The organism is Streptomyces gottesmaniae (genome assembly GCF_031845845.1).
GTDB classification, from domain to species: domain Bacteria; phylum Actinomycetota; class Actinomycetes; order Streptomycetales; family Streptomycetaceae; genus Streptomyces; species Streptomyces akebiae.
Genome location: NZ_JAVRFJ010000005.1, coordinates 167625 through 189896 on the forward strand (window position 1 = coordinate 167625; position 22272 = coordinate 189896).

Annotated in this window: 21 protein-coding genes; 5 read left to right on the forward strand and 16 right to left on the reverse strand. The window is 72.2% G+C overall.

The features are described 5' to 3' along the window. Positions 1–109: 109 nt before the first annotated feature. Positions 110–595, reverse strand: a complete 486-nt coding sequence (gene soxR, locus RM704_RS08195; protein ID WP_033531606.1) for a redox-sensitive transcriptional activator SoxR — start codon at positions 593–595, stop codon at positions 110–112. A gap of 106 nt (positions 596–701) precedes the next feature. On the opposite strand from soxR, the gene RM704_RS08200 reads away from it, so the two are divergent. Further along, positions 702–1163 carry a MaoC family dehydratase gene (locus tag RM704_RS08200; protein WP_033531605.1) on the forward strand — a complete coding sequence of 154 codons (462 nt, stop codon included), beginning with the start codon at positions 702–704 and terminating at the stop codon, positions 1161–1163. A gap of 47 nt (positions 1164–1210) precedes the next feature. Here the strand turns inward: RM704_RS08200 and RM704_RS08205 are convergent, their stop codons facing one another. From RM704_RS08205 to RM704_RS08225, 5 genes are all read right to left on the reverse strand, one after another. Further along, complete coding sequence (locus RM704_RS08205) at positions 1211–1924, reverse strand: polysaccharide deacetylase family protein (protein ID WP_033531604.1); 714 nt, start codon at positions 1922–1924, stop codon at positions 1211–1213. Continuing rightward, positions 1921–2625: an endo-1,4-beta-xylanase XynA gene (gene xynA / locus RM704_RS08210; RefSeq protein ID WP_033531603.1), complete on the reverse strand. Its 705-nt coding sequence runs from the start codon at positions 2623–2625 to the stop codon at positions 1921–1923. Before xynA ends, RM704_RS08205 begins: the two co-directional genes overlap by 4 nt. A 205-nt stretch (positions 2626–2830) precedes the next feature. After that, positions 2831–3457, reverse strand: coding sequence for a TetR/AcrR family transcriptional regulator (locus tag RM704_RS08215; protein WP_033531602.1), 627 nt, complete (start codon positions 3455–3457; stop codon positions 2831–2833). A 124-nt stretch (positions 3458–3581) separates the two neighbouring features. Next, positions 3582–3869, reverse strand: a complete 288-nt coding sequence (locus RM704_RS08220; RefSeq protein WP_033531601.1) for a YiaA/YiaB family inner membrane protein — start codon at positions 3867–3869, stop codon at positions 3582–3584. 110 nt (positions 3870–3979) lie between these two features. Continuing rightward, positions 3980–5131, reverse strand: a complete 1152-nt coding sequence (locus tag RM704_RS08225; RefSeq protein WP_033531600.1) for an acyl-CoA dehydrogenase family protein — start codon at positions 5129–5131, stop codon at positions 3980–3982. Positions 5132–5204: 73 nt separating this feature from the next. Between RM704_RS08225 and RM704_RS08230 the strand changes: the two genes are divergently transcribed. Continuing rightward, entirely contained in the window at positions 5205–5843 is a 639-nt protein-coding gene (locus RM704_RS08230) for a TetR/AcrR family transcriptional regulator (protein WP_033531599.1), read from the forward strand. A gap of 190 nt (positions 5844–6033) precedes the next feature. Here the strand turns inward: RM704_RS08230 and RM704_RS08235 are convergent, their stop codons facing one another. From RM704_RS08235 to RM704_RS08280, 10 genes are all read right to left on the reverse strand, one after another. Beyond that, entirely contained in the window at positions 6034–7359 is a 1326-nt protein-coding gene (locus tag RM704_RS08235; protein ID WP_033531598.1) for an MFS transporter, read from the reverse strand. A 231-nt stretch (positions 7360–7590) separates the two neighbouring features. After that, the gene (locus RM704_RS08240) at positions 7591–8676 is read right to left on the reverse strand and encodes a Zn-dependent alcohol dehydrogenase (RefSeq protein ID WP_033531597.1); all 1086 of its coding nucleotides are present in this window, start codon (positions 8674–8676) and stop codon (positions 7591–7593) included. 23 nt (positions 8677–8699) lie between these two features. After that, the gene (locus RM704_RS08245; protein WP_033531596.1) at positions 8700–10088 is read right to left on the reverse strand and encodes an aldehyde dehydrogenase family protein; all 1389 of its coding nucleotides are present in this window, start codon (positions 10086–10088) and stop codon (positions 8700–8702) included. Positions 10089–10240: 152 nt separating this feature from the next. Beyond that, positions 10241–10729 (reverse strand): DUF3574 domain-containing protein, encoded by a 489-nt coding sequence (locus RM704_RS08250; protein WP_033531595.1) that lies wholly within the window; start codon positions 10727–10729, stop codon positions 10241–10243. Positions 10730–10908: 179 nt separating this feature from the next. Next, positions 10909–11772, reverse strand: a complete 864-nt coding sequence (locus tag RM704_RS08255; protein WP_033531594.1) for a class F sortase — start codon at positions 11770–11772, stop codon at positions 10909–10911. A 58-nt stretch (positions 11773–11830) separates the two neighbouring features. Continuing rightward, entirely contained in the window at positions 11831–12457 is a 627-nt protein-coding gene (locus RM704_RS08260) for a hypothetical protein (RefSeq protein ID WP_033531593.1), read from the reverse strand. A gap of 100 nt (positions 12458–12557) precedes the next feature. Further along, complete coding sequence (locus RM704_RS08265) at positions 12558–13862, reverse strand: MFS transporter (protein WP_033531592.1); 1305 nt, start codon at positions 13860–13862, stop codon at positions 12558–12560. A gap of 78 nt (positions 13863–13940) precedes the next feature. Further along, on the reverse strand, positions 13941–15407 hold the full coding sequence (locus RM704_RS08270) for a CitMHS family transporter (RefSeq protein ID WP_033531591.1): 1467 nt from the start codon (positions 15405–15407) through the stop codon (positions 13941–13943). A 121-nt stretch (positions 15408–15528) separates the two neighbouring features. After that, the gene (locus RM704_RS08275; RefSeq protein WP_033531590.1) at positions 15529–17784 is read right to left on the reverse strand and encodes a molybdopterin oxidoreductase family protein; all 2256 of its coding nucleotides are present in this window, start codon (positions 17782–17784) and stop codon (positions 15529–15531) included. Positions 17785–18027: 243 nt separating this feature from the next. Continuing rightward, positions 18028–18645 carry a TetR/AcrR family transcriptional regulator gene (locus RM704_RS08280; protein WP_033531589.1) on the reverse strand — a complete coding sequence of 206 codons (618 nt, stop codon included), beginning with the start codon at positions 18643–18645 and terminating at the stop codon, positions 18028–18030. 316 nt (positions 18646–18961) lie between these two features. Here RM704_RS08280 and hmgA point away from each other — a divergent pair, with 316 nt between their 5' ends. The 3 genes from hmgA to RM704_RS08295 are packed head-to-tail and all read left to right on the forward strand — an operon-like array spanning position 18962 to position 22271. After that, entirely contained in the window at positions 18962–20287 is a 1326-nt protein-coding gene (gene hmgA, locus RM704_RS08285; protein ID WP_033531588.1) for a homogentisate 1,2-dioxygenase, read from the forward strand. Positions 20288–20315: 28 nt separating this feature from the next. Next, entirely contained in the window at positions 20316–21065 is a 750-nt protein-coding gene (locus tag RM704_RS08290) for a GntR family transcriptional regulator (RefSeq protein ID WP_033531587.1), read from the forward strand. A gap of 12 nt (positions 21066–21077) precedes the next feature. Then, on the forward strand, positions 21078–22271 hold the full coding sequence (locus tag RM704_RS08295; RefSeq protein WP_033531586.1) for a type ISP restriction/modification enzyme: 1194 nt from the start codon (positions 21078–21080) through the stop codon (positions 22269–22271). Position 22272: the final 1 nt, after the last annotated feature.

The following is a 22272-nucleotide window of genomic DNA, read 5'->3' on the forward strand; positions in this document are numbered from 1 at the left end:
ACCAGGCCCGGAGGGGACCCGGTCGACATGCGGGCCGAGGCCGGGTGGCACAGGCCCCCCACGGGATCTCCGGGGGACTCGTGGGGTCCGGGGCCCGGGAGCTGCCGCGTCAGCTCCCGGGTTCCCGCTGTTCGGGCCTGCGGCGCTCGACCAGGAGGCGGGAGCCGCTCTGCCGTTCGCCGAAGATGTCGTCGGGGTTGGAGAGCACACAGGTGTCCATGGACAGACAGCCGCAGCCGATGCAGTCGGTGAGATGGTCCCGCAGCCGGTTCAGCTGCTTGATCCGTTCGTCCAGCTCGGACCGCCAGGCCTCGGAGAGATGGGCCCAGTCCTCACGGGTCGGCGTCCGCTCCTCGGGCAGCTCGGCGAGTGCCTCGCGGATCGTGGCGAGCGGGATGCCGACGCGCTGCGCGGCCCGGACGAAGGCCACCCGCCGTAGGGCGTCCCGGCTGTAACGGCGCTGGTTTCCCGATGTGCGGCGGCTGCTGATCAGCCCTTTGGACTCGTAGAAGTGCAGCGCGGAGACGGCGGCACCGCTACGGGCCGACAGCTGGCCGACGGTCAACTCGTGGATCTTCTCAGGGATCTGGGGCACCCCTCCGAGCCTACCCACACCCGATGGGGCACGGTCCGTTGACAGGGGTCGCACGGCCGACCATGCTAAGCAGTCGCTTAGACATCAGGATCAGGGAGGCCGAGACATGGCAGAGCCGAGGATCTTCACGTCCGCCGAGGAGCTGAAGGCGGCGGTGGGTGAGTCGCTGGGGTACAGCGACTGGCTGGAGGTCGACCAGAAGCGGATCGACCTCTTCGCCGAGGCCACCGGTGACCACCAGTGGATCCACGTGGACCCGGAGAAGGCGGCGGCCGGGCCCTTCGGGACGACCATCGCCCACGGCTATCTGACCCTGTCCCTGCTGCCGTTGCTCGTTCCGCAGATCCTCAAGGTCGACAACGTCAGGATGGGCGTGAACTACGGCACCAACAAGGTCCGCTTCCCGGCGCCGGTCCCGGTCGGTTCCCGGCTGCGCGCCACCGCGACCCTCCAGGACGTCACGGAGGTCGGCGGGGGCGTCCAGGTCACGGCCGCGGTCGTCGTGGAACGCGAGGGCGGCGAGAAGCCGGTGTGCGTGGCCGAGTCGGTGTCCCGGTACTACTTCTGAGCTCGCTGTGGCGCGGCGTTCGCGACCGCCGCGCCACGAGCGAAGCCCTACCCTGGCGCCACGGCGCGGCCGGTCTGCGGCGAGATCATCCCCGCGCACAGGCCGCGGCCGGCCAGTTGCTGCGCGATGCGCGGCAGCGCCGCGCGCGCGTTCGCGGACCAGTCGTGCATCAGGATGACCTGGCCGTTCGTGAGCCGGGCCGCGGCCTGCACGATCGCGTCGGTACTCGCGCCGTTCCAGTCCTGCGAGTCGACGTTCCAGAGGATCTCGGTCAGGCCGTACCTGGCCGCCACCGATCTCACCGTCGCGTTCGTCTCGCCGTACGGCGGCCGGAACAGCTTCGGAGTGCCGCCGCCCGCGCCCGCGACCGCCTGCTGGGTGCGGGAGATCTCCGAGTCGATCTGCGCCTGGCTCAACTGAGTGAGGTGCGGGTGGGTGTAGCTGTGGTTGGCCACCCACATCCCGGCGGTGACCTGCGCCCGGACCAGGGCGGGGTTGGCGGCGGCGTGCTGCCCCTGGTTGAACATGGTGGCCCGCAGTCCGTTCTGCCGGAGCGCGTTCAGCAGGGCCGACGTACTGCCGGACGGACCGTCGTCGAACGTGAGCCCGACATAGCCGGTGCAGGCGGCGGCCCGCTCCGTGGCGGCCGTGGCGGCGGTGGCGGCGGTGCACGTCAGGGGGACGACGCTCGCCAAGGCCGTCGCGAGGACGGCCAGCCGCCTGGCCGAGCGGAACGACGAGCGGCGTGGTCCGGTGTTCACGGGGACACCGTGATACTGGAGCTGCCGCTGCTCTGGTATCCCTCGGTGGCCATGATCATGTAGTACCGGAAGCTGCCGAGGGGCATCCCCGCGCGGGCCCAGGCGTCGAAGTGGTTGCCGGTGGTGATGCTTCCGCCCGTCCGCTTCGACTGACGCACGCTCCAGTACTGGTCGAAGGTGCGGGTGCCCTCGACGGAGGGGGCGTTGTACCGGGTGGTCCTGTAGATGTCGTACGTACCGCCGTCGCTGGTGACCGTGCCCTTGTACGTGCCCGTGGGCCGGTAGGTGCCCCAGTTGTCGACGATGTAGTACTCGACGAGCGGACTGGCCGTCCAGCCGTAGAGGGTCAGATAGGCGTTGCCGGACGGACTGAACGTGCCCGAATAGGTCACGGTCCTGCGGGAGCCGTTGCTCCAGCCCTTGCCGGCGACGAAGTTCCCGGTGTTCCTCCAGGAGGTCCGGTAGGTGCCGCCGGCGGCCAGGGTCATCGAGACCGTGCCCGGGGCGTCGGTCCAGAACGAGTAGTAGAAGCCGTTGTCGGTGCCGGTCCGGTTGCTGGTGACCACCGTGTCCGCGCGGGCCGTGCCGGGCAGGGCCAGCGTGGTCGCGGCGGCCATCGCGGTCGCACAGACACCGCTCATGAAGAGCCTGCGGCTGGGGGGCGGGGTGGGTGCGGGGGTGGGTGCGGGTGCGTCGTTCATACGCGCGCGTCCTCCTCGGGCTCGTGGGGTTCGCCCTGTCACCCCGGGAGTGTTGGCCTGCCCCTGCCAACTGTCAATGCTTCGGTACCGAACCCGAAACATTCGCTTCCTGCACCAGCGACAATGCGCCAAGACCCGCCGAGGAGGAATCAGCGGACCGGCCCGGATCCTCGAATGTTTCGAAGACGGGCCCGATCGCCGAGGGTCACTTCTTCGCGCCCACCATGCGCAGGACGAGGTCCGCGTACAGCGCGCCGACCTCGTCCGGAGTGCGGGAGCCGTTGACGTTGAACCAGCGGGCCACGTCGATGCAGAGGGAGAGGATGGCGACCGTCGTGCCGCGGACGTCGGGGACGTCGAAGTCGCCCGAGGCGACGCCGTCCTCGATGATGCCGCGCACGGCCGCGTCGTTCTCGCGGCGCAGGGTGACGATCTCGGCGCGGGCCTCGGGCCCGAGGGCGTCGAGTTCGTACTGCACGACACGGGCGACGGTGTGCTGCCCCGCGTGCCAGCGGACGAAGGAGCGCACGGCCTCGGCGAGCCGGTCGGCCGGGCCGCCCTCGGACCGGGCCGCCGTCCGCAGTACGTCGAGGGCCTTCTCGTGGCCGATGCGGCTGATCCGGTGGAGCAGTTCTTCCTTGGTCTTGTAGTGGATGTACAGCGCGGCGGGACTCATCCCCGCCCGCCCCGCGATGTCCCGGGTCGTCGTCGCGTGGTAGCCGCGCTCGGCGAAGGCCTCCACGGCGGCCACCAGCAGCCGCCGGGCCGCGTCCGGGTTGACCTCGCCCCACGGCTGCGGCTCGCCGCCCGCCGTGTCCTCCGCCGTACTCATCGCTCGTTCGCCCCTTCCGATGGCTCGGCACCACCATACCGCCGAAGGTGAGCGGGCGCTTAGAAGCCCCGCTCAGGGCCGTGCCGTACGGAAGCCGGGTCGTGCGCGGGGCCGCGCGCCGACCTCAGAGCTTCTCGAAGGGGTCGTGCTCGGCGAGGAGCTTCTCCAGCCGGGCCTGGTCGACCCTGCTGACGATCCGCCCGGCCTCCTGCCGGTCGCGGATCACCTTGGCCAGGGTGAAGGACGAGGTCACGAGGTAGAGGACCGCGATGGCCAGGAAGGCGCGGACCCAGGTGTCGGCGTCGAGGTTGTAGATGCCGACGGTGGTGGCCGCCATGGCGACGGCGAAGGAGGCGACGGCCTGGCCGTAGAAGGCCGCCGTGTTCTGCTGCTTGACCGGTGTCTCACTCATGGGGACATGGTCCGCCGGATGTGGCCCGAACCACATCCGTCGGGATACTCAGCCGACGGCCCTCGCATACTCAGCCCGCACCGGGTTCGAACTCGCGCGCGGCCCCGGGCTCAGAAGGCCGAAACGCCCGTCAGCGCCCGCCCGATGAGCAGTTTCTGTATCTGGCTGGTGCCCTCGTAGAGGGTCATCACCCGGGCGTCACGCAGGAGCTTTCCGGCCGGGTACTCGTCGATGTAGCCGTAACCGCCGAAGACCTGGAGGGCGTTGTTGGCGGCGCGGACGGCGGCCTCGGAGGCGAACAGCTTGGCCTTGCTCGCCTCGGTGGCGAAGGGCTGCCCCCGGTCGACGAGATCGGCGACGCGCCAGGTCAGCAGTCGGGCCGCGTCGACGTCCACCGCGATGTCGCTGAGGAGCTCCTGGACGAGCTGATGGTGGGCGATGGACCTGCCGAACTGCTCGCGCTCGCCCGCGTACCGGACCGCCGCGTCCAGCGCGGCCTGGGCGATGCCGACGCAGCCGGCGGCGACCGACATCCGGCCCTTGGCGAGCGCGGACATGGCGACGGTGAAGCCCTTGCCCTCGGGGCCGAGCAGGGCGGAGGCGGGGACGCGGACGTCCTCCAGGACCAGTTCGGCGGTGGCCTGGCCGCGCAGGCCGAGCTTGCCGTGGATGGTGCGCCGGGTCAGGCCCGGGGCGTCGGCGGGGACGAGGAAGGCGGAGACGCCCTTGTGGCCGGGGGCGTCGGTGGAGCGGGCGAAGAGCAGGACGACGTCGGCCCAGGTGCCGTTCGTGATGAAGGTCTTGGTGCCACTGATGACGTACTCGTCGCCGTCGCGGACGGCCCGGGTGGCGAGGTTGCCCGCGTCGGAGCCGGTGCCGGGTTCGGTGAGACCGAAGCAGCCGACGTACTCCCCCGCCGTGAGCCCCGGCAGCCAGCGGCGCTTGTGCTCCTCGTCGCCCCAGGCCGCGATCGTCTTCGCGACCAGGCCGAGGGAGACGGAGACGATGCCGCGCACGGAGGAGTCGCCGCGGCCCAGCTCCTCGGTGACCAGGCAGTACGTGACATGGTCGCCGCCGGAGCCGCCGTACTCCTCGTCGACGGTGAGCCCCAGGAAGCCGACCTCGCCGAGCTTCTTCACGATCGCCCGGTCGACGCTCTCGGCGCGGTCCCATGCGATGACGTGCGGCGCGATCTCGCGCTCCACGAAGTCCCTCGCGAGCCGGCGCGCGGCGGTCTGTTCCTCGCTGAGCTCCAGGTTCACGCAGCCCGCCTCTCGTCCGTTCCCCGTTAAATTACCACTGCTAGTTTTAGGCTTCAGCCCTACTATGTGCGCCATGGCCCGACCGCGCAAGCCCCTGTTGAGCACCGACCGCATCGTGGAGACGGCGCGGGCACTGGTGGACGCGGAGGGGCTGGCGGCGGTCTCCACGCGACGGCTCGCCGCCGAACTCGGGGTGAGCGGACCTTCCCTCTACAACCACTTCCGCACCATGGACCAGATCCTGGAGGCGGTCGCCGACTCGGTGAGCGCGCAGGTCGACCTGTCGATGTTCCGGGACGGGCGGGACTGGCGGACCGCGCTGCACGACTGGGCCGTCTCGTACCGGGCCGCACTGCGCGACCACCCCAACATCGTGCCGATCCTCGCGCGGGGACCCGGTCGGCGGCCGGCGGGACTGCGGGTCGCCGACGTCGTGTTCGGGGCGATGGTCGAGGCGGGGTGGCCGGCGGCCCAGGCCACGTCCATCGGGGCGCTGATGCGGTACTTCATCATGGGGTCCGCGATCGGGTCGTTCGCCGGTGGGTTCGTGGACGACGAGAGCGCCTACGACCCCACCGACTACCCGCATCTCGGGCAGGCCCACCTGCTGGCCGAGCAGCAGCAGAAGGTCGACGAGCGGGCGTTCGAGGTGGGGCTGCGGGCACTGCTGGACGGACTGGAGCAGCAGTACGAGCGGGTCGCGCCCCGCTAGGGGGTGTTTCTGATGGATCTCCGCGGCGTCGCGACGCCCGGCACGCCCTCTCGCCGCACGAGGGCCGCGCGGAACCGCGTCCGACAAGCCGCGAACGGCCCGGTTCGCGCGGCCCCGGAGGAATCCGGGGCCGCGGACCGGGCCGTCGGCGCGTGGGCGGAGCCGGAGCCTGAGCCGGAGCCTGAGGTGCCTAACCCTCCGCTCGTGAACTCGCCCTCCCCGCAAGGATCTTGATCGAGACGAGGGCGATCACCGAGAGCCCGATGATGTACGCCGAAACCGCCATGGACGTGCCGGTGGCCTCCAGCAGGAGGACCATCAGGAACGGGGCGAGGCCGCCGCCGAACACCGCCGCGATCTGGTAGCCGAGGGAGGCGCCGGTGTAGCGCATCTCGGGGGTGAACAGCTCGGCGAACAGGGCGGCCTGGGGCCCGTACATGATGCTGAGGAAGCAGCTGGCGACGAAGGTGCCGACGGCGAGCCACAGCAGGGAGCCGGTGTCGATGAGCAGGAACAGCGGGACGGCCCACAGGGCGATGCCGGCCGCGCCGAACGCGTAGATCCGGATCCTGCCGACGCGGTCGGAGAGGGCCGCGGCGGCGGGGATCAGGACCAGCTGGGTGAGGCTGACGCACAGGGACACCGCGAGGACGGCGCTGCGTTTCATGTCGAGTTCGCGGGTGGTGTAGTCGAGGACACCGGTGATGAGGATGTAGAACGTCGCGGTGTTCACGGCGAAGGAGCCGCCGGCCAGGAAGACCGTGCCGAGATGACCGCGCAGGATCGTCCTGAGCGGAGAACTCTTCTCGCCCTTCTCCTTCTCCGCCAGCTCCCGCTCCGCCGCACGGAATTCGGGGGTCTCCTCGACGTGGCGGTGGATGTACCAGGCGAGGCCGAGGACGAACAGGCCGACCAGGAAGGGCACCCGCCAGCCCCATGCGGCGAAGGCCGTGTCACTGGTGGCCGCGCCGACGACGAGGAACATCGTGTTGGCGCTCACCACGCCGATGGGGACGCCGAGTTGGACGAAGCTGCCGTACACCCCGCGCTTGCCCTCGGGGGCGTACTCGGTGGCCAGCAGCATCGCGCCGCCCCACTGGGCGCCGACGGCCACCCCCTGGGCGACCCGGAGGAGGACGAGCAGGACCGGAGCGGCGATCCCGATCGTCTCGTACGTGGGGAGGAGGCCGATGCCGGTGGTGGCGACGCCCATCAGGGTGAGCGCCAGGACGAGCATCGGCTTGCGGCCCCGTTTGTCGCCGAGGTGACCGGCGACGACACCGCCGAGGGGGCGGGCGAGGAAGCCGACGGCGAAGGTGGCGAACGCGGCGAGGACTCCGGCGGAGGAGCTGCCGGCCGGGAAGTAGAGGTCGCCCAGGACGAGGGCGGCGGCTATGCCGAAGACGAAGTAGTCGTACCACTCCACGGCCGAGGCGAGCGCCGCGGCGGTGGCCACCTTGCGGTGGCTCTGGGGGCGGGAGGTGGTGACGGGGACGGAAACGGGAGCGGTGTCCATGCGAGCACACTCCGATGGGTGCGGGGACGTTGCCGGGGAACGTACTGACCGGACGGTATGTAGGTCAACGGTCGTGCACGGACGGGTTCGGGTGAGGGGTGGTTCGTTCGATCGCGAGGGAGGGTTCGTTCGGTTGCGAGGGGGTTCGTTCGGTCGCGGGTGGGTGGGGGCTGGGCGCGCCGTTCCCCGCGCCAGCTGCGCGCGTCCGGCCCCCGCTCGCCCGCGGGTGGATCAGAACGTGACCAGAGCCCTGCCGCCCTTGCCGGCGCGCATGTTGTCGAAGGCCACCGGGATGTCGTCCAGGGAGATGCGGTCGGTCACCAGGGCGGACAGGTCCAGGCGGCCGGCGCGCACATGGTCGGCGAGGACCGGCACGTCGCGCGCCGGGTCGGAGTTGCCGTAGACGCACCCGGAGAGGGTGCGGCCCCAGTGGAAGATCTCCAACGCGTTGAAGGTGACCTGCTGGTCCTTGCCGCCGATGCCGACGACCGTGGTCCGGCCGCCGCGCCGGGTCGACTCCCAGGCCGTCCGGATGGTGACCGCGCGGCCGACGCACTCCACGGCGACGTCCACGCCCTGCTTGCCGGTGAGCGCGCGGATCTCGCGGGCGGTGTTCTCCGAGGCGACCACGTACTCCGTGGCCCCCGCCGCACGGGCCAGCTCCTCCTTCGCCGCGGAGACGTCCACGGCGACGATCCGGGACGCGCCGGCGATCCGCGCGGCCTGGAGCGCGGCGAGCCCGACACCGCCCGCCCCGAACACGGCGACGGTCTCGCCCTCCCGGACCCGCGCCGAGTGGTGGACCGCGCCGTAGCCGGTGAGGACGGCGCAGCCGAGCAGGGCCGCGTCGGTGAGCGGAACCCCGTCCGGCGCGGGGAGCACACAGCCGGCGGCCACGACCGTCTCCTCCGCGAAGGCGGCCACGTTCAGGCCGGGGTGGAGGTCGGCGCCGTCGGAGGCGCGCCGGGCGTACACGTTCCCGGAGCCGAGCAGCGCGTTCGCGCATAGCCAGACCTCGCCGAGCGAGCAGGCGTGGCAGTTCCCGCAGGCGGGCGCCCAGTTGAGGACGACTCCGTCACCGGGCGAGACGTGGGTGACCCCGTCACCGACCGCCAGGACGGTGCCGGCGCCCTCGTGGCCGAGCACGGCGGGCACCGGCACCCGCATGGTGCCGTCGGACAGCGACAGGTCGGAGTGGCAGACACCGGCGGCGGCGAGCCGCACCCGGACCTGGCCGGGTCCGGGATCCGGCAGCTCGATCTCCGTGACCTCCAACGGGGCACCGACGGCGGGCAGTACAGCGGCTCGAACGGCCATGGCGACGACTCTCCTCGAACCGGTCAGAACTGAAGGGACTTGGTCTGGAGGTACTCCGCCAGGCCGTGCGCGCCCAACTCGCGCCCCACTCCCGACTGCTTGTACCCCCCGAACGGGGCGCGCGGGTTGAAGCGACCGCCGTTGATGTCGACCTGACCGGTGTCCATCCGGCGGGCGAAGGCCACGGCCTCGCTCTCGTCACCGGCCCAGACCGCGCCGGCCAGCCCGTACACCGTGCCGTTGGCGATCCGCAGGGCGTCGGCCTCGTCCTCGTAGCGCAGGATCGACAGGACCGGGCCGAAGATCTCCTCCTGGGCGATCGTCATCTCGGGGGTGACGTCGGCGAAGACGGTGGGGCTGACGAAGTAGCCCTGCTCGCGCGGGGATTCGGGGCCGCCCGCGATCAGGCGGGCGCCCTCGGCCACACCCTTCTCGATGTAACCCCGCACCCGCGCCTGCTGCTTGGCGTTGACGAGCGGGCCGATGCGGTCGCCGTACTTCGCGGCGGCCTGGGCGGCCAGCTCGACGGCCTCGTCGTACTGGGAGGTGTGGACGAGCATCCGGGTCCAGGCGCTGCACGTCTGACCGGAGTTGGACATGACGTTGGCGACGCCGACGCTCACCGCCTTGGCGAGGTCGGCGCTCGGGAGGATCACGTTGGCGGACTTGCCGCCGAGCTCCAGGGCCACCTTCTTGACGGCGGCCCCGGCGGTCGCGGCGATGCGTCGGCCCACCGCCGTGGAGCCGGTGAAGGAGACCAGGTCGACGCCGTCGTGCTCGGCGAGCGCCTGCCCGGCCACCGGGCCCAGACCGGTGACCAGGTTGAACACTCCGGCGGGTACGCCCGCCTCGTGGACGGCCTCGGCGAAGAGCTGCGCGGTCAGCGGGGTGTCCTCGGCGGGCTTCAGGACCACGGTGCAGCCGGCGGCGAGGGCCGGGGCGACCTTGGCGACGACCTGGTGCAGCGGGTAGTTCCAGGGGGTGATCGCGCCGACGACGCCGATGGGCTCGTGGTGCACGGTGGAGTTGCCGACCTTCTCCTCGAAGGCGTGCTCGGCGGCCAGCTCGGCGTACGAGCCGGCGACCGTGACCGGCAGGTCCGCGTGCACCCTCTGGGAGAGCGGCAGCGGCGAGCCGAGCTCGGCCGTGACCGTCTCGGCGATCTCCTCCCGGCGCGCGGCGAGCGCGTCGCGCAGCGCCCCGATGATCGCTCCCCGCTCGGCGGGCGGAGTCGCGGCCCAGCCGGGCAGCGCGGCGCGGGCGGCGCCCACGGCGGCGTCGACGTCCTCGGCGGTCCCCGCCGGGACGCGGCCGATCACCTGCTCGTCGGCCGGGTTCACGACCTCGATCGTGTCGGTCCCGGCGGCGGGGCGCCAGGTACCGCCGATGTACATGCCGTCGTGTGCCTTCATCGTGCTGCCTCCCGAGCGGGCGTCGTCGTCCGCCCCAAAAACTAGCCCTGATAGTTTTCCGGCACCAGGCCTTCGGGGAGTGAGGCGGGACTCGTCGGCGGCGCGGCGGCGCCGTGCGGCGGGGAGCCTGGATGCGTCCGCGCCTCCGCGCCTCAGAAGTCGACCCGCTTCCTGTCGTCGACCCGCGCCACGGCCTCCTGCGCGAACGCGGCGCGATAGTCGCCGCGGATCTCCTCGATCCTCCGGTCGCTAGCGGTGGCCGACGACACCGGATACAGCAGGATCAGCTCGTACGACCGCTCCTTCTCGATCGTCCCGGTCGCGTCCCGCCACTGCCCACGCCCCTCCCGCACGGTCAGCCCGTCCGGAAACCCGGGGGTGACCTCGCGGTCGACGAAGGTCATGAACTGCTCGTCGGTGACGGCCGGACCGCCGTCGGGCCGTTCGGTGCCGAAGAGGAGCCGCGTCTCGATGTAGGGCGTCCCGCGCGCCGGGGCGACCACGGAGCCGGTGGGGGCGTCCTCGGCGAGGGTGGCGTACGCGGTCGGGGCGCCCACCACCAGCAGACAGGCGGTGGCGGCGAGGGCGACCCGGGCGCGGGTGACACGGCGGGCTCGGGGGGAGGCGGGGTGTACGTTCATGCGTCCACCTCTAGCGGTACCGCTGCTTCCGGTTGTGTCGGCCGCGCCGGGGTCGGTTCCCGTGTGCGTCCGTACGCCCCCGGGGCTCGCCGAGGCGGTCGGCGCACGCCCTGAGCGCCGGTTCACGGCGTGCGCGCGCCATGCACGGCTACGCACTGGTGCACGGCTCGCGCGCTCGTTCACGGCCGGCGCGCCGGCTCCCTGGTGGCGGTGAGGTGGGCGAAGACGACGACGTTGCTCCCGTAGCCCTTCCGCCGGTCGTACGTGCCACCGCAGGTGATCAGGCGCAGTTCGGGGCGCCCGCGATGGCCGTACACCTTCTTGCTGGGGAAGCGGTCCTTCTCGTACGACTTCACGGCGTCCACGGTGTAGACGGCGGTGCGGCCGTCCGCCCGCAGGACCTCCACCAGACGGCCGGGCTTGATCACGTCCAGCGCGGCGAAGACGGCGGGGCCGGTCCGGGTGTCCCGGTGACCGACGACGACCGCCGTGCCGGGTCCGCCGGGCGCGGGCCCCTCCGTGTACCAGCCGACCAGCTTCGGCTTGTCGTCCGGCGGTGCGGGGAGCCGTCGACGGTCGTCGAGGCGGAGACCGGTCACCGGCGCCTCGATGCCGAGGTAGGGGATGGTGACGGTCTTCGCCGGGGAGGGCGGCAGCGCACGGGGGCGGGCGGGCTTCCGCGGCACGGCCGGCCCGGGGGTGGGCGGCGCGGGCCGTACGAGCTGGGAGGGTGGGGGCGCCGTCGGCCGGGCGGGCGTCTGGGTCGCCCACCGGTTCGAGGGCCGGGAGTCCTCCGCGGTCCCGGGCCCGGTCGGCGCGGCCGGTCCGGTGCGCTCGGCCCGTTGCTCGGCGGTCGCGGTCGGGGGCTGGGAGGGTGCGGGCTCCTCGGGCGGCGGGGGCGTGAAGTAGAGGGACGCCCGGGCGCGTGGTGCCCCCGCACCGCGCGCCCCGGAGTCGGCCCAGGCGGAACCGGCCTCGGCGGTCCCGGTCCGTTCCCCGCCCTCCGCCAGATGGACGCCGCCCACCACCAGCGCGGTGGCCATGACGACCGTCCGCGTCAGGCGGTAGGCGCGCGTCCGGTGCCAGGGCCTGCGCCGGCGTCTACGCGGCGCCATCGGCGCGGCGACGGCGCAGCCGCAGATAGGCCACGCCGCCGACCGCGGCGAGACCCACGGTGGCCGCGCCGGCGACCGGCGAGAAGTTCTGGGTGAGGGCGAGACCGCCGCCACCGGCCGGAACCGCGCCCTCGGGTCCGGCGAGGCCGTTGAGCGGGCAGTTGACGGTGATCTCCCTGCGCCCCTCCTCCAGCGTCCCGCCGATGGTCCTCCAGGTCAGCACGTAGTTGCCGTTGGGCAGGCGCGCCGCGTTCTCGGGCGCCACGGGCGTGCTGTGTCCGGTGCCGTCGGCCGCGAGGGTGATCTCGCCGGTGGCGACGGGGTCGGTGCGCGGTGCGGGCGGCTGGCGGTCGATGGTCCAGCTGATGCGCTGCGTCGGCGTGGGGTCCGCGGGGAAGTTGAAGGCGGAGAGGTAGAAGTCGCAGACCAGCTGCTGGTTGCGCTGGTTGTCGAACGGGAAGCCCACCTTGTGGATCACGACGTCGGGGTCGCCCGGGGCGGCGACGGCGGCCGGTGCCGTGATCAGGCTGGCTCCCGTGACGGTGAGGGCCGCGAGGACGGCGGCGGCACTCGCGCGCACTCCGGCGGGGCGCGGGCGGGACGAGGTGGACATGCAGAACCTCCGAGTCAGACGATTTTCACACAAATCGCTCTTTCGCCTGACTCTCTGTCACATCCCACCGGGCGCGGGAGGAGCCGCGCCCGACGACCCGTCAGATATCCCCCTTACGGCCCAGGGCAGCCCCGGGCCGGGAGCCCTTCCCCTCCCCCGTCACCGTCCCCTTCGCCGCCCCCTTCGCCGTCCCCCTCCGCCTGTTCCTCTTCTCCTTCGGCGTGCCGCTCCCCCGCCCCGGCTCCGCCGGCGAGCGCAGGGCGATGACCGACGACACCAGCAGCAGCGCGCCCAGCATCACGAACGGCGCGGCCACGCCCGCGACCCCGGCGATCAGACCCGCGGCGGCCGGCGCCCCTGCCTGTCCCAGCCGGTTCCCCGTCAGTCGCAGCGCGAGGGCGGTGGACCGGGCCTCGTCCGGCGCGGCCTGCACCACCGTCGTCATGGACAGCGGCTGCCCCACCCCGAGGCAGAAGCCGAGGGCGGCGAGGATCAGGGCCAGCGCCCACACCGGCACCGGCAGTGCGATCCCGGCGCACAGCAGGGCCCCCAGCACACAGGTGACCGTGAGCAGCGCGGTCCGGCCGAGCAGCCGCAGCATGGGCGTCATCACCAGACGGCACGCGATGGTCGCCGCCGCCCGCAGGCTCAGCAGGAGGCCGATGACCGACGGCGAGATGCCCCGGTGTTCACCGACCACCGGCAGATACGCGGTGAGGATGTCCGTCGCCGACAGCACGGCGAGGCTGATGAAGATGCCCCCCGGCACGCCACGGGTGCGCAGAATGCGGTGCACCGGCACGCGTTCGCCCCGCGCCGTACGGGAGTCGGGGTCGACGGGGCGCTCTATCCGCCACAGCGAGGTGACCGCGACCGCCGCCCCGGCCCCCGCGACCACCAGCGCCAGGGCGCTCGTCCGGGCCATGTCCGGGCCGCCGATCAGGGCGCCCGCGGCGATCGGGCCGACCAGTTGGCCGAGGGAGGCGCCGATGGTGAAGTGGCCGAAGTTGCGGTCGTGTTCGTGCGGCGCGGACTGGCGGGCCACCAGGGACTGGGCACCGATCACGAAGGAGAGGTGACCGAGGCCCATCACACCGCTCCAGACGGCCATCGCCACCAGGGAGTCGGCCAGACCGCTCATCACACAGCCGCCGGATATGAGGACGACCCCGATCGGCAGCAGGGGCGCGCACCGGCCCTGGTCGGTCCTGCGGCCGAGCGGGACGGCGGCGAACAGCGGGAGCAGGGCGTAGACCCCCGCGATCACACCGACGGCCCGTTCGTCGGCGCCCAACGCGAGGGCCCGGTAGGACACGGCGGGCCGGGCCATCGACACCGCCCCCTGCGCGAAGCTGAAGGCGATGACGAGGCGGAGCAGCCAGCCGCGGTTCCTACCGGGCCTCATGATGCGGTTCCTCCTGGGGGAAGTTCACGCCGGTTCGAGGGAACTTCGCTCCGGTGCCGGGGAGTCGGGTTCCATGGTTCAGATGATGCCGAACAGCACGCCGGCGGCGAGGATGATCAGCGAGGTCGCCGCCGCCCACTTCACCACGAACTTGGTGTGGTCGCCGAACTCGACCTTGGCCATACCCACGAGCACGTACACGGCCGGGACCAGCGGGCTGGACATGTGCAGCGGCTGACCGACGAGGGAGGCGCGGGCGATCTCCAGCGGCGAGACCCCGTGGGCGGCACCGGCCTCGGCGAGGACCGGGAGGACGCCGAAGTAGAAGCCGTCGTTGGACATGAAGTAGGTGAGCGGCAGGCTCAGGAAGCCGGTGACCAGGGCCATGTGCGGTCCCATGCCGCCCGGGATGCCGTCGACGATCCACTTGGCCATCGAGTCGACCATGCCGGTGCCCTGGAGGACGCCGGTGAAGACGGCGGCGGCGAAGACCATGCCGGAGACGTTGAGGACGTTGTCCGCGTGGGCGGCGAGCCGGTCCTTCTGGTCGGGGATGTGGGGGAAGTTGACCGTCAGCGCGAGCGCGGCGCCGAGGATGAACAGCACCGGGATCGGCAGCAGCTCCATGATCATGGCGGTCAGCAGTGCCACCGTGAGCAGCGCGTTGAACCAGTACAGCTTGGGGCGCAGCGTCGGGCGGTTGGGGTCCAGCCCCTGGAGGCGGACGTCGTCGACGTCGTCGTCCTCGGACCCGGCGTCGGTGCCGGAGCCCGCCGCGCCGGTGGCCTTCGTCGTACGGACCTTGTCGTCACCGGAACCGGATCCGGCGGCCGACGAGGCGCCCGCGCCGACGAGCACGGTCTCCTCGGAGCCGGACTTCTCCTCGTCCTTGACGATCTTCTCCTGCTCCAGCACCTCGTCGAGGCTCAGCACACCGAGGCGCTTGCGCTCGCGCAGACCGAGGAAGTAGGCGAGGACGAAGACGAAGAGCAGGCCGACGAGGAGCGCCGGGATCATCGGGACGAAGATGTCGCCGGCGTCGAGCTTGAGCGCGGTGGCGGCGCGGGCGGTCGGGCCGCCCCAGGGCAGCGTGTTCATCACGCCGTTGGCGGTGGCGGCGACACCGGTCATCACGACCAGGCTCATCTTCAGGCGCTTGTACAGCGGGTACATCGCCGAGACGGTGATCATGAAGGTGGTCGAGCCGTCGCCGTCCAGCGAGACGATCGCGGCGAGCAGGGCCGTGCCGACGACGATGCGCAGGGGGTCGGCCTTGCAGAACTTCAGGATGCCTCGGACGATCGGGTCGAAGAGGCCGACGTCGATCATGAGGCCGAAGTAGACGATGGCGAACATCAGCATCGCGGCGGTGGGCGCGAGATTGCCCACCCCCTCGATGACGTAGTCGCCGAGTTGGGCTCCCTTTCCGACGAACACGCAGAAGAGCGCGGGGATCAGTACGAGTGCCGCGATCGGCGACATCTTCTTCATCATGATCAGGACCAGGAAGGTCGCGATCATGGCGAAGCCGAGGATGGTCAACATGTGGATACCTAACGTTCGCCCTTGAACTCCCACCAGGGCACCGGCGGTGCGACGACGTTAGGGCGGCCCGACAAGTCTTAACAAGACGTTGACATGCGAGCAATAAGCGCAGAACTCCTGGTCACAGCGTTGCGCCTGCTCGGGACAGTTCCACGGGGATGCCGTTGAGGACCGCGTTGCCCGACAGCGGGTCGAGCAGCGAGCCGTCGAGGAGCTGGTTGACGTTGACCCCGGGGTCGACCGCCGCGTGGCTCATGCGGGTGCCCGGACGGTCGTGTCCCCAGCCGTGCGGAAGGCTCACGACACCCTGTCGTACGACGTCGGTGACCTCGGCGGGAGCGGTGACCTCTCCCCCGGCGCCCTTGATCCGTACGGCGTCGCCGTCGGCGAGGCCGAGGCGGTCGGCGTCGTCGGGGTGGATGTGCAGGGTGCAGCGGTTGGTGCCGCCGGTGAGGGCGGGGATGTTGTGCAACCAGCTGTTGTTGGACCGCAGATGGCGGCGGCCGATGAGGACCAGGCCGTCCGGGCGCTCGCGCAGGGCGGTGCGAAGCCTCGGCAGATCGTCGACGATCGGCCGCGGCAGCAGTTCGATCCTGCCGCTGACCGTCTTCAGCGGCTGCGGCAGCCGGGGCTTCAGCGGCCCGAGGTCGATGCCGTGCGGGTGGGCGAGGAGCTTGTCCAGCGTCAGTCCGTCCGGGTGGGCACCGAAGCCCTCGCCGTAGGGGCCGAGGCGCAGCATCATGTCGAGCCGGCGCTCGGGGCCGGTGTCGCCGGTGAGCAGGCCCGCCAGTTCGCGCGGGTCGCGGCCGTGGACGGGTGAGTGGGCCTCCCGCACGGCCTTGCCCAGGGTCTGGCCGATGACGAGGTCGTCGACGGCGGAGGGGTCGGCGCCGTGCATCCCGGTGGCGGCGAGGGTGAGACGGGCGAGGATCTCCGTCTCGGCCATGCGGCCGTCCTCCAGGGGGACGGCGGCGCGGTTGTAACGGACCTGGTTGCGCACGGCGAAGGCGTTGAACGCGAAGTCGAAGTGCGGGGCCTGCGAGGGCGGGGGCGGCGGCAGGACCACGTCGGCGTGGCGTGCGGTCTCGCCGAGGTAGGGGTCGACGCTGACCATGAAGTCCAGCGAGTCGAGGGCCTTGTCGAGGCGGTCGCCGTCGGGGGCGGAGAGCACGGGGTTGGCGGCGACGGTGACGAGGGCGCGGATCGGGCTGCCCTCGGGGGTGGCGGTGTCGATCTCCTCGGCGAGCGCGGACAGCGGCAGTTCGCCCTTGGCCTCGGGGTGGCCGCCGACCCGGCTGTGCCAGCGCCCGAGGGCGAAGCCCCGGCCGGGTCCGGCGGGCCGGGGCGTCTTGTCCGTCGCGGAGTGCGGGAACAGGGCGCCGCCGGGCCGGTCGAGGTTGCCGGTGAGGATGTTGAGGACGTCGACCAGCCAGCTGGCGAGGGTGCCGTGCGGGACGGTGCAGCTGCCGATGCGGCCGTAGACGGCGGCGGTGGGCGCGGCGGCCAGTTCACGGGCGAGCGCGCGGATGGTCCCGGCGTCGACGTCACAGGCCCCGGCGACGGCCTCGGGGGTGAACTCCCTCATGGCGGAGGCGAGTTCGTCCACCCCCTGGACATGCGGGGCGAGGTCCCCGAGGTCGACGAGCGCCTCCTCGAACAGCACCTGGGCCATCGCCGCCAGCAGCAGCGCGTCGGTGCCCGGCCGGATGGCGACGTGCCGGTCGGCGAGCTTGGCCGTGCGGGTCAGGCGGGGGTCGACGACGGTGAGGGTGCCGCCGCGCGCCTTGAGGGCCTTGAGCTTGCCGGGGAAGTCGGGGGCGGTGCACAGACTGCCGTTGGACTCCAGGGGGTTGGCACCGAGGAGCAGCAGATGGTCGGTGCGGTCCAGGTCGGGGACAGGGATGGCGTGGGCGTCGCCGTAGAGCAGTCCGCTGGAGACGTGCTTGGGCATCTGGTCGACGGTGGAGGCGGTGAACAGGCTGCGGGTGCCGAGTCCGGCGAGCAGGACGGGCGGATAGAGGGCACCGGCCATGGTGTGGACGTTGGGGTTGCCGAGGACGACGCCGACGGCGTTCGGACCGTGTGCCTCGACGACCGGTCGCAGTCCGGCGGCGACGGCGTCGAAGGCCTCGGCCCAGGTGGCCTCCCGCAGTTCCCCGTCCTTGCGGACCAGCGGGGTGCGCAGCCGGTCGGGGTCGCCGTCGGCCGCCCCGAACGAGGCGCCCTTGGGGCAGATGAATCCCTTGCTGAACACATCGTCCCGGTCACCGCGAGCCCCGGTGACCCGGGTCCCCTCGATGGTGAGGGTGAGTCCGCAGGTCGCCTCGCAGAGCGGGCAGACGCGCAGGGCGGTGCGGGAGTCGGTGGTGGTGGACACGGGTCCTCCCGGAGGGGGCGGCGGCGACGGTGACGCTCGGACGGGTGCCGCGCGCAGGGCGCGCGGCACCGAGGCCGAGCATACCGACCGGTATGCATCACGGGGAGGGGCTGCGGGTGGTCTTGTCGGGAAACCGCGAAGCGGGGCTGCGCCGGACCTCTGGGTCACGGCTTCACGGAGGCGGCCGGTCACGCGGACGGGCGCCCGGCGGCCCGGCCGGTGCGCCGGGCCCGGCGCACCGGCTCAGTCCAGTACGCGCGCGAGATAGGCCCGCAGCAGCTCCCGCATCTCCGCGATGATCCGCTCGTCGCCCTCCGGGGAGACCCGGAAGGCCAGGTGCACCAGGGTGTCGGCGGTCTCGACGGCGATCAGGAAGGTGCGGCGCAGGTCCTCGTCGGGGGTGCGGTCGATGAACGCGGAGAGCAGGTCGGACAGGCGGTCGGCGACGCGGTGATTGGGTTCCTGGCGGCTGCCGCCGACCGGGATCTGGTTGCCGAAGTCGATGAGGGCGAAGCCCGGGGTGTTGCGTTTCATGTCGAGGTACTCGTCCAGGACGGCGTCCATCGCGGTGCGCCAGTCCCGGCGGCCCCTCGCGTGGAGGCGGCGGCTGACCCGGTCGGTGAAACGGTCCAGGTTGCGTTCGGCCAGCGCGTCGGCCATCGCGCGCTTGTTGCCGAAGAAGCGGTAGACGGAGCCGATGGGCACACCCGCGCGCAGCGCCACGGCGCGGGTGCTCAGCGCGTCGTAGCCGACCTCGTCGAGGAGGTCGGCGCAGGCGTCGAGGATCCTGGTCAGTCGTTCGGCACTGCGCCGTTGCACGGGGGCGCGGCGCAGGGAGGTCGCCTGGGACACGGGCTTCATGATGCCTTTCCGCCGAGGTCCGATGAACTGTCCGAATATCAGTACGGCCGGTACCGCCGCTCCCGCTCAGCGCTGGAACGTGCGGACACCGAACATCCGCACGCCCACAGCCTGCCGGGAGACTAGAGCACCGCACTGACAGGACGGATCCCCCCGCGGTCCGGTTCTCCCCGTCCGCCCGATGCACCCGATCTGCGGACGCCCCGCCGACGTCCGGTTGTCGTCCGTCGGCGTCCGTCGCCGCGTCGTCCCCTTGCACCCGACCCGGCCGAATCCTACGGTGAAGCACAGGAATCAGGATCGCGAGGGAGCGGGCATGAGCGGGGACGCCAGGAAGACGGCCGAGGGGCTGGACTACCTCTCCGGCTTCGGCAACGAACACGCCTCGGAGGCGGTCCCGGGCGCGCTGCCGCACGGCCGCAACTCCCCGCAGCGCGCTCCGCTCGGCCTGTACGCGGAGCAGCTCAGCGGCACCGCGTTCACCGAACCGAGGTCGCACAACCGCCGCTCCTGGCTCTATCGGATCCGCCCGTCGGCCGCGCACCCCGCGTTCACGCGCACGGACAACGGCGCGCTGCGCGCGGCCCCCTTCACCGAGACCGTCCCCGACCCCAACCGCCTGCGCTGGAACCCCCTGCCGGAGCCTCCGGCGGGCACCGACTTCCTCGGCGGCCTGTGGACCCTCGGCGGCAACGGCGACGCGGCGCGGCGCACGGGCATGGCCGTGCACCTGTATCACGCCAATTCCGCCATGGAACGGGTCTTCGGCGACGCGGACGGCGAACTCCTGATCGTCCCGGAGCGGGGCGGCCTCCTGCTGCGCACGGAGTTCGGCCTGCTGCGCGCCGAGCCCGGTGAGGTCGCCCTCATCCCCCGGGGCGTCCGCTTCCGCGTCGACCTCCTCGACGACACGGCCCGCGGCTACGTCTGCGAGAACTACGGCGCCCCCTTCCGCCTCCCCGACCTCGGCCCCATCGGCGCCAACGGCCTCGCCAACGCCCGCGACTTCCGGGCGCCTGTAGCCGCGTACGAGGACGTCGAGGGCCCGGTGGAGGTGGTGAACAAGTTCTGCGGCAACCTCTGGACGGCCACCTACGACCACTCCCCGCTCGACGTGGTCGCCTGGCACGGCAACCACACCCCGTACGTCTACGACCTGCGCCGGTTCAACGTCATCGGGACGATCTCGTACGACCACCCGGACCCGTCGATCTTCACGGTGCTCACCTCGCCGAGCGACACCCCGGGCCTCGCGGCGGTGGACTTCGTGGTGTTCGCGCCGCGCTGGCTGGTGGGCGAGGACACGTTCCGGCCGCCCTACTTCCACCGGAACGTGATGAGCGAGTACATGGGCCTGATCGAGGGCGCGTACGACGCGAAGACGGCCGGAGAAGGGGGTTTCGTGCCCGGGGGCGGTTCGCTGCACAACATGATGTCGGCGCACGGTCCGGACCGGGAGACCTTCGACCGGGCGAGCACGGCGGAGCTGAGGCCGCAACGGGTGGACGACGGCCTCGCGTTCATGTTCGAGACGCGCTGGCCCGTCCTCACGACCGAGCAGGCGGCCCGCTCGGAGCAGCTGCAGCAGGCGTACGACGACGTGTGGTCCGGGCTCCGGCGTCACTTCGGCCCGTTGCACTGAACGCGCCGGGCCGGGTACGGATACCGCTGTGACCTCATTCGCTCCGGACTCGATCGTCCTGAACCGCAAACTGCCGCTCTGGTACCAGGTGTCGCAGTCCCTGCGCGCCTCCATACTCGGCCGGTCTCCGCAGGAGCCCCTGCGGCTGCCGACCGAGGAACAGCTGGCCGGGCACTACGGCGTGAGCGTGCTGACCATGCGGCAGGCGCTGAAGGAGCTGGAGGGCGAGGGGCTGATCAGCCGGCACCGGCGGCGCGGCACGTTCATCGAGCCGAGTGCCCGGCGGGGCTCGCCGGTCCGGCTGCTCGGCTCCGTGGACGCGATCGTGGCCCAGCAGTCGGGGATGACGACCGAGCTGCTGGACCAGGGCAGCACCCCTGTGTCGGGTGAACTCGCGGAGTATTTCCCGGACTTGACCGAGGTGGCCATCTACCACCGGCTGCGCGGCGACGAGCGGACGGGCGAACCCACCAACCACGCCCGCAACTACGTCCGCCCCGAGCTGGCCGAGCGCATCGACCGCGACGACCTGCTCCGCTGGCCGATGACCAAGGTCCTGCGTGATGTCGTGGGCGTGGCCATCGGGCGGATCACCGACACGGTCGAGGCCCGCATCGCCGACCCGGAGACCGCCCGTCTCCTCCAGGTGCCTTTGCTCAGTCCGATTTTGCACTACACAGGCGTCACCCACGACGAGTCCGGCCGCGTCCTCGACGTGGCGGTCATCCACTACCGCGGCGACCGCTTCTCGTTCACCGTGACCCTCGACGCCCCCTGACGAGGCCGTACGATGCCCAGCGTGACGCCCGACGACGCCCTCCCGCTCGCGGACCTCATGCCGTGGTCCGTCGCACCGCCACGCCTGGGCCGGGGGTGGCCGGCGGCCCCCGACGCCGTGTCCCTGAAAGCCCGCTGGGACGCCCTGGTGAAGGCCGAGGGCCCGGACCGCGAGACCCTGTTCGCCCCCACCCGTTCCCGCACGCTCACCTCGGCGGTGGCCCAGCTGCCGGGCCGGACCACCGGTACCGGCCGACTGGCCCGGGAGACGGGTCCCTGCCCGGAGCCGGTCCGTGTCCTGGCCGCCCCGTTCGACGAGCAGTGGCTCATCCCCGACCACCGCCTCATCGACTCCGCCCGTCCCGAGCTGTGGCGGGTGGCGGACGAGCGGCAGGTGTTCGTGGTCGAACAGACGGCCGCGCCGGATTCCTCCGGCCCTGCGCTCCTCGCCTCGTCCGTGCTCCCGCTCGCCCCGCTCCACGGCCCGCGCGTCGGCCGCGTCCGCCCGCTGTACCGCCGCCCGGGGGCCGTCGAACCGAACCTCGCACCGGGCCTGGCGGAGTACCTCGGCGAGCGTCTCGGCAGCGGCCCCGTCGACCCCGTCGACGTCCTCGCCTGGATCCTGGTCGCCGCGCGCCCCGGCCCCGGCCGTGTCGAGGTGCCGCTGCCCGCCGACCCCGACGTCTGGTCGCGGGGCGTCGAACCGGGCCGCCGCGCCCTGTGGCTCATGCGCCGCGACGGCGATCGTCCCAAGCTCCCCGGCGGCCGCCGCCCCTACGTGCGGGCCCCGCTCCCCTCCCGCCCCGTCGAGTTCCGCTACGACCGCGACGAGGAGGCTCTCGTCGTCGACGAGGGCCGCATCTCCCCCGTCCCGTCCGAGGCCTGGGACTTCCACGTCGGCGGGGTCCGCGTGCTGGAGGAGTGGTTCACCCGCAGAACGGAACCGGCGGAGCCGGGCACCCTGGAGGCGATCCGTCCGACGACCTGGCCCCAGTCCTGGACGTCGGAGCTGCTCGAACTGATCACCGTGCTGGCGCTGCTAACCGAACTGCGGCCGACGCAGGACGAGTTGACGGTCCCGGAACCGATCACGACGACGGACCTGCGCCGGGCGGGAGTGCTCCCCGTCCCGGACTCCGCCCGTCGGCCCGCCTCGGTCCTGGACCACCGGGAGGAGGGCCCGGAGGGCCAGTTCACCCTGCTGTGAG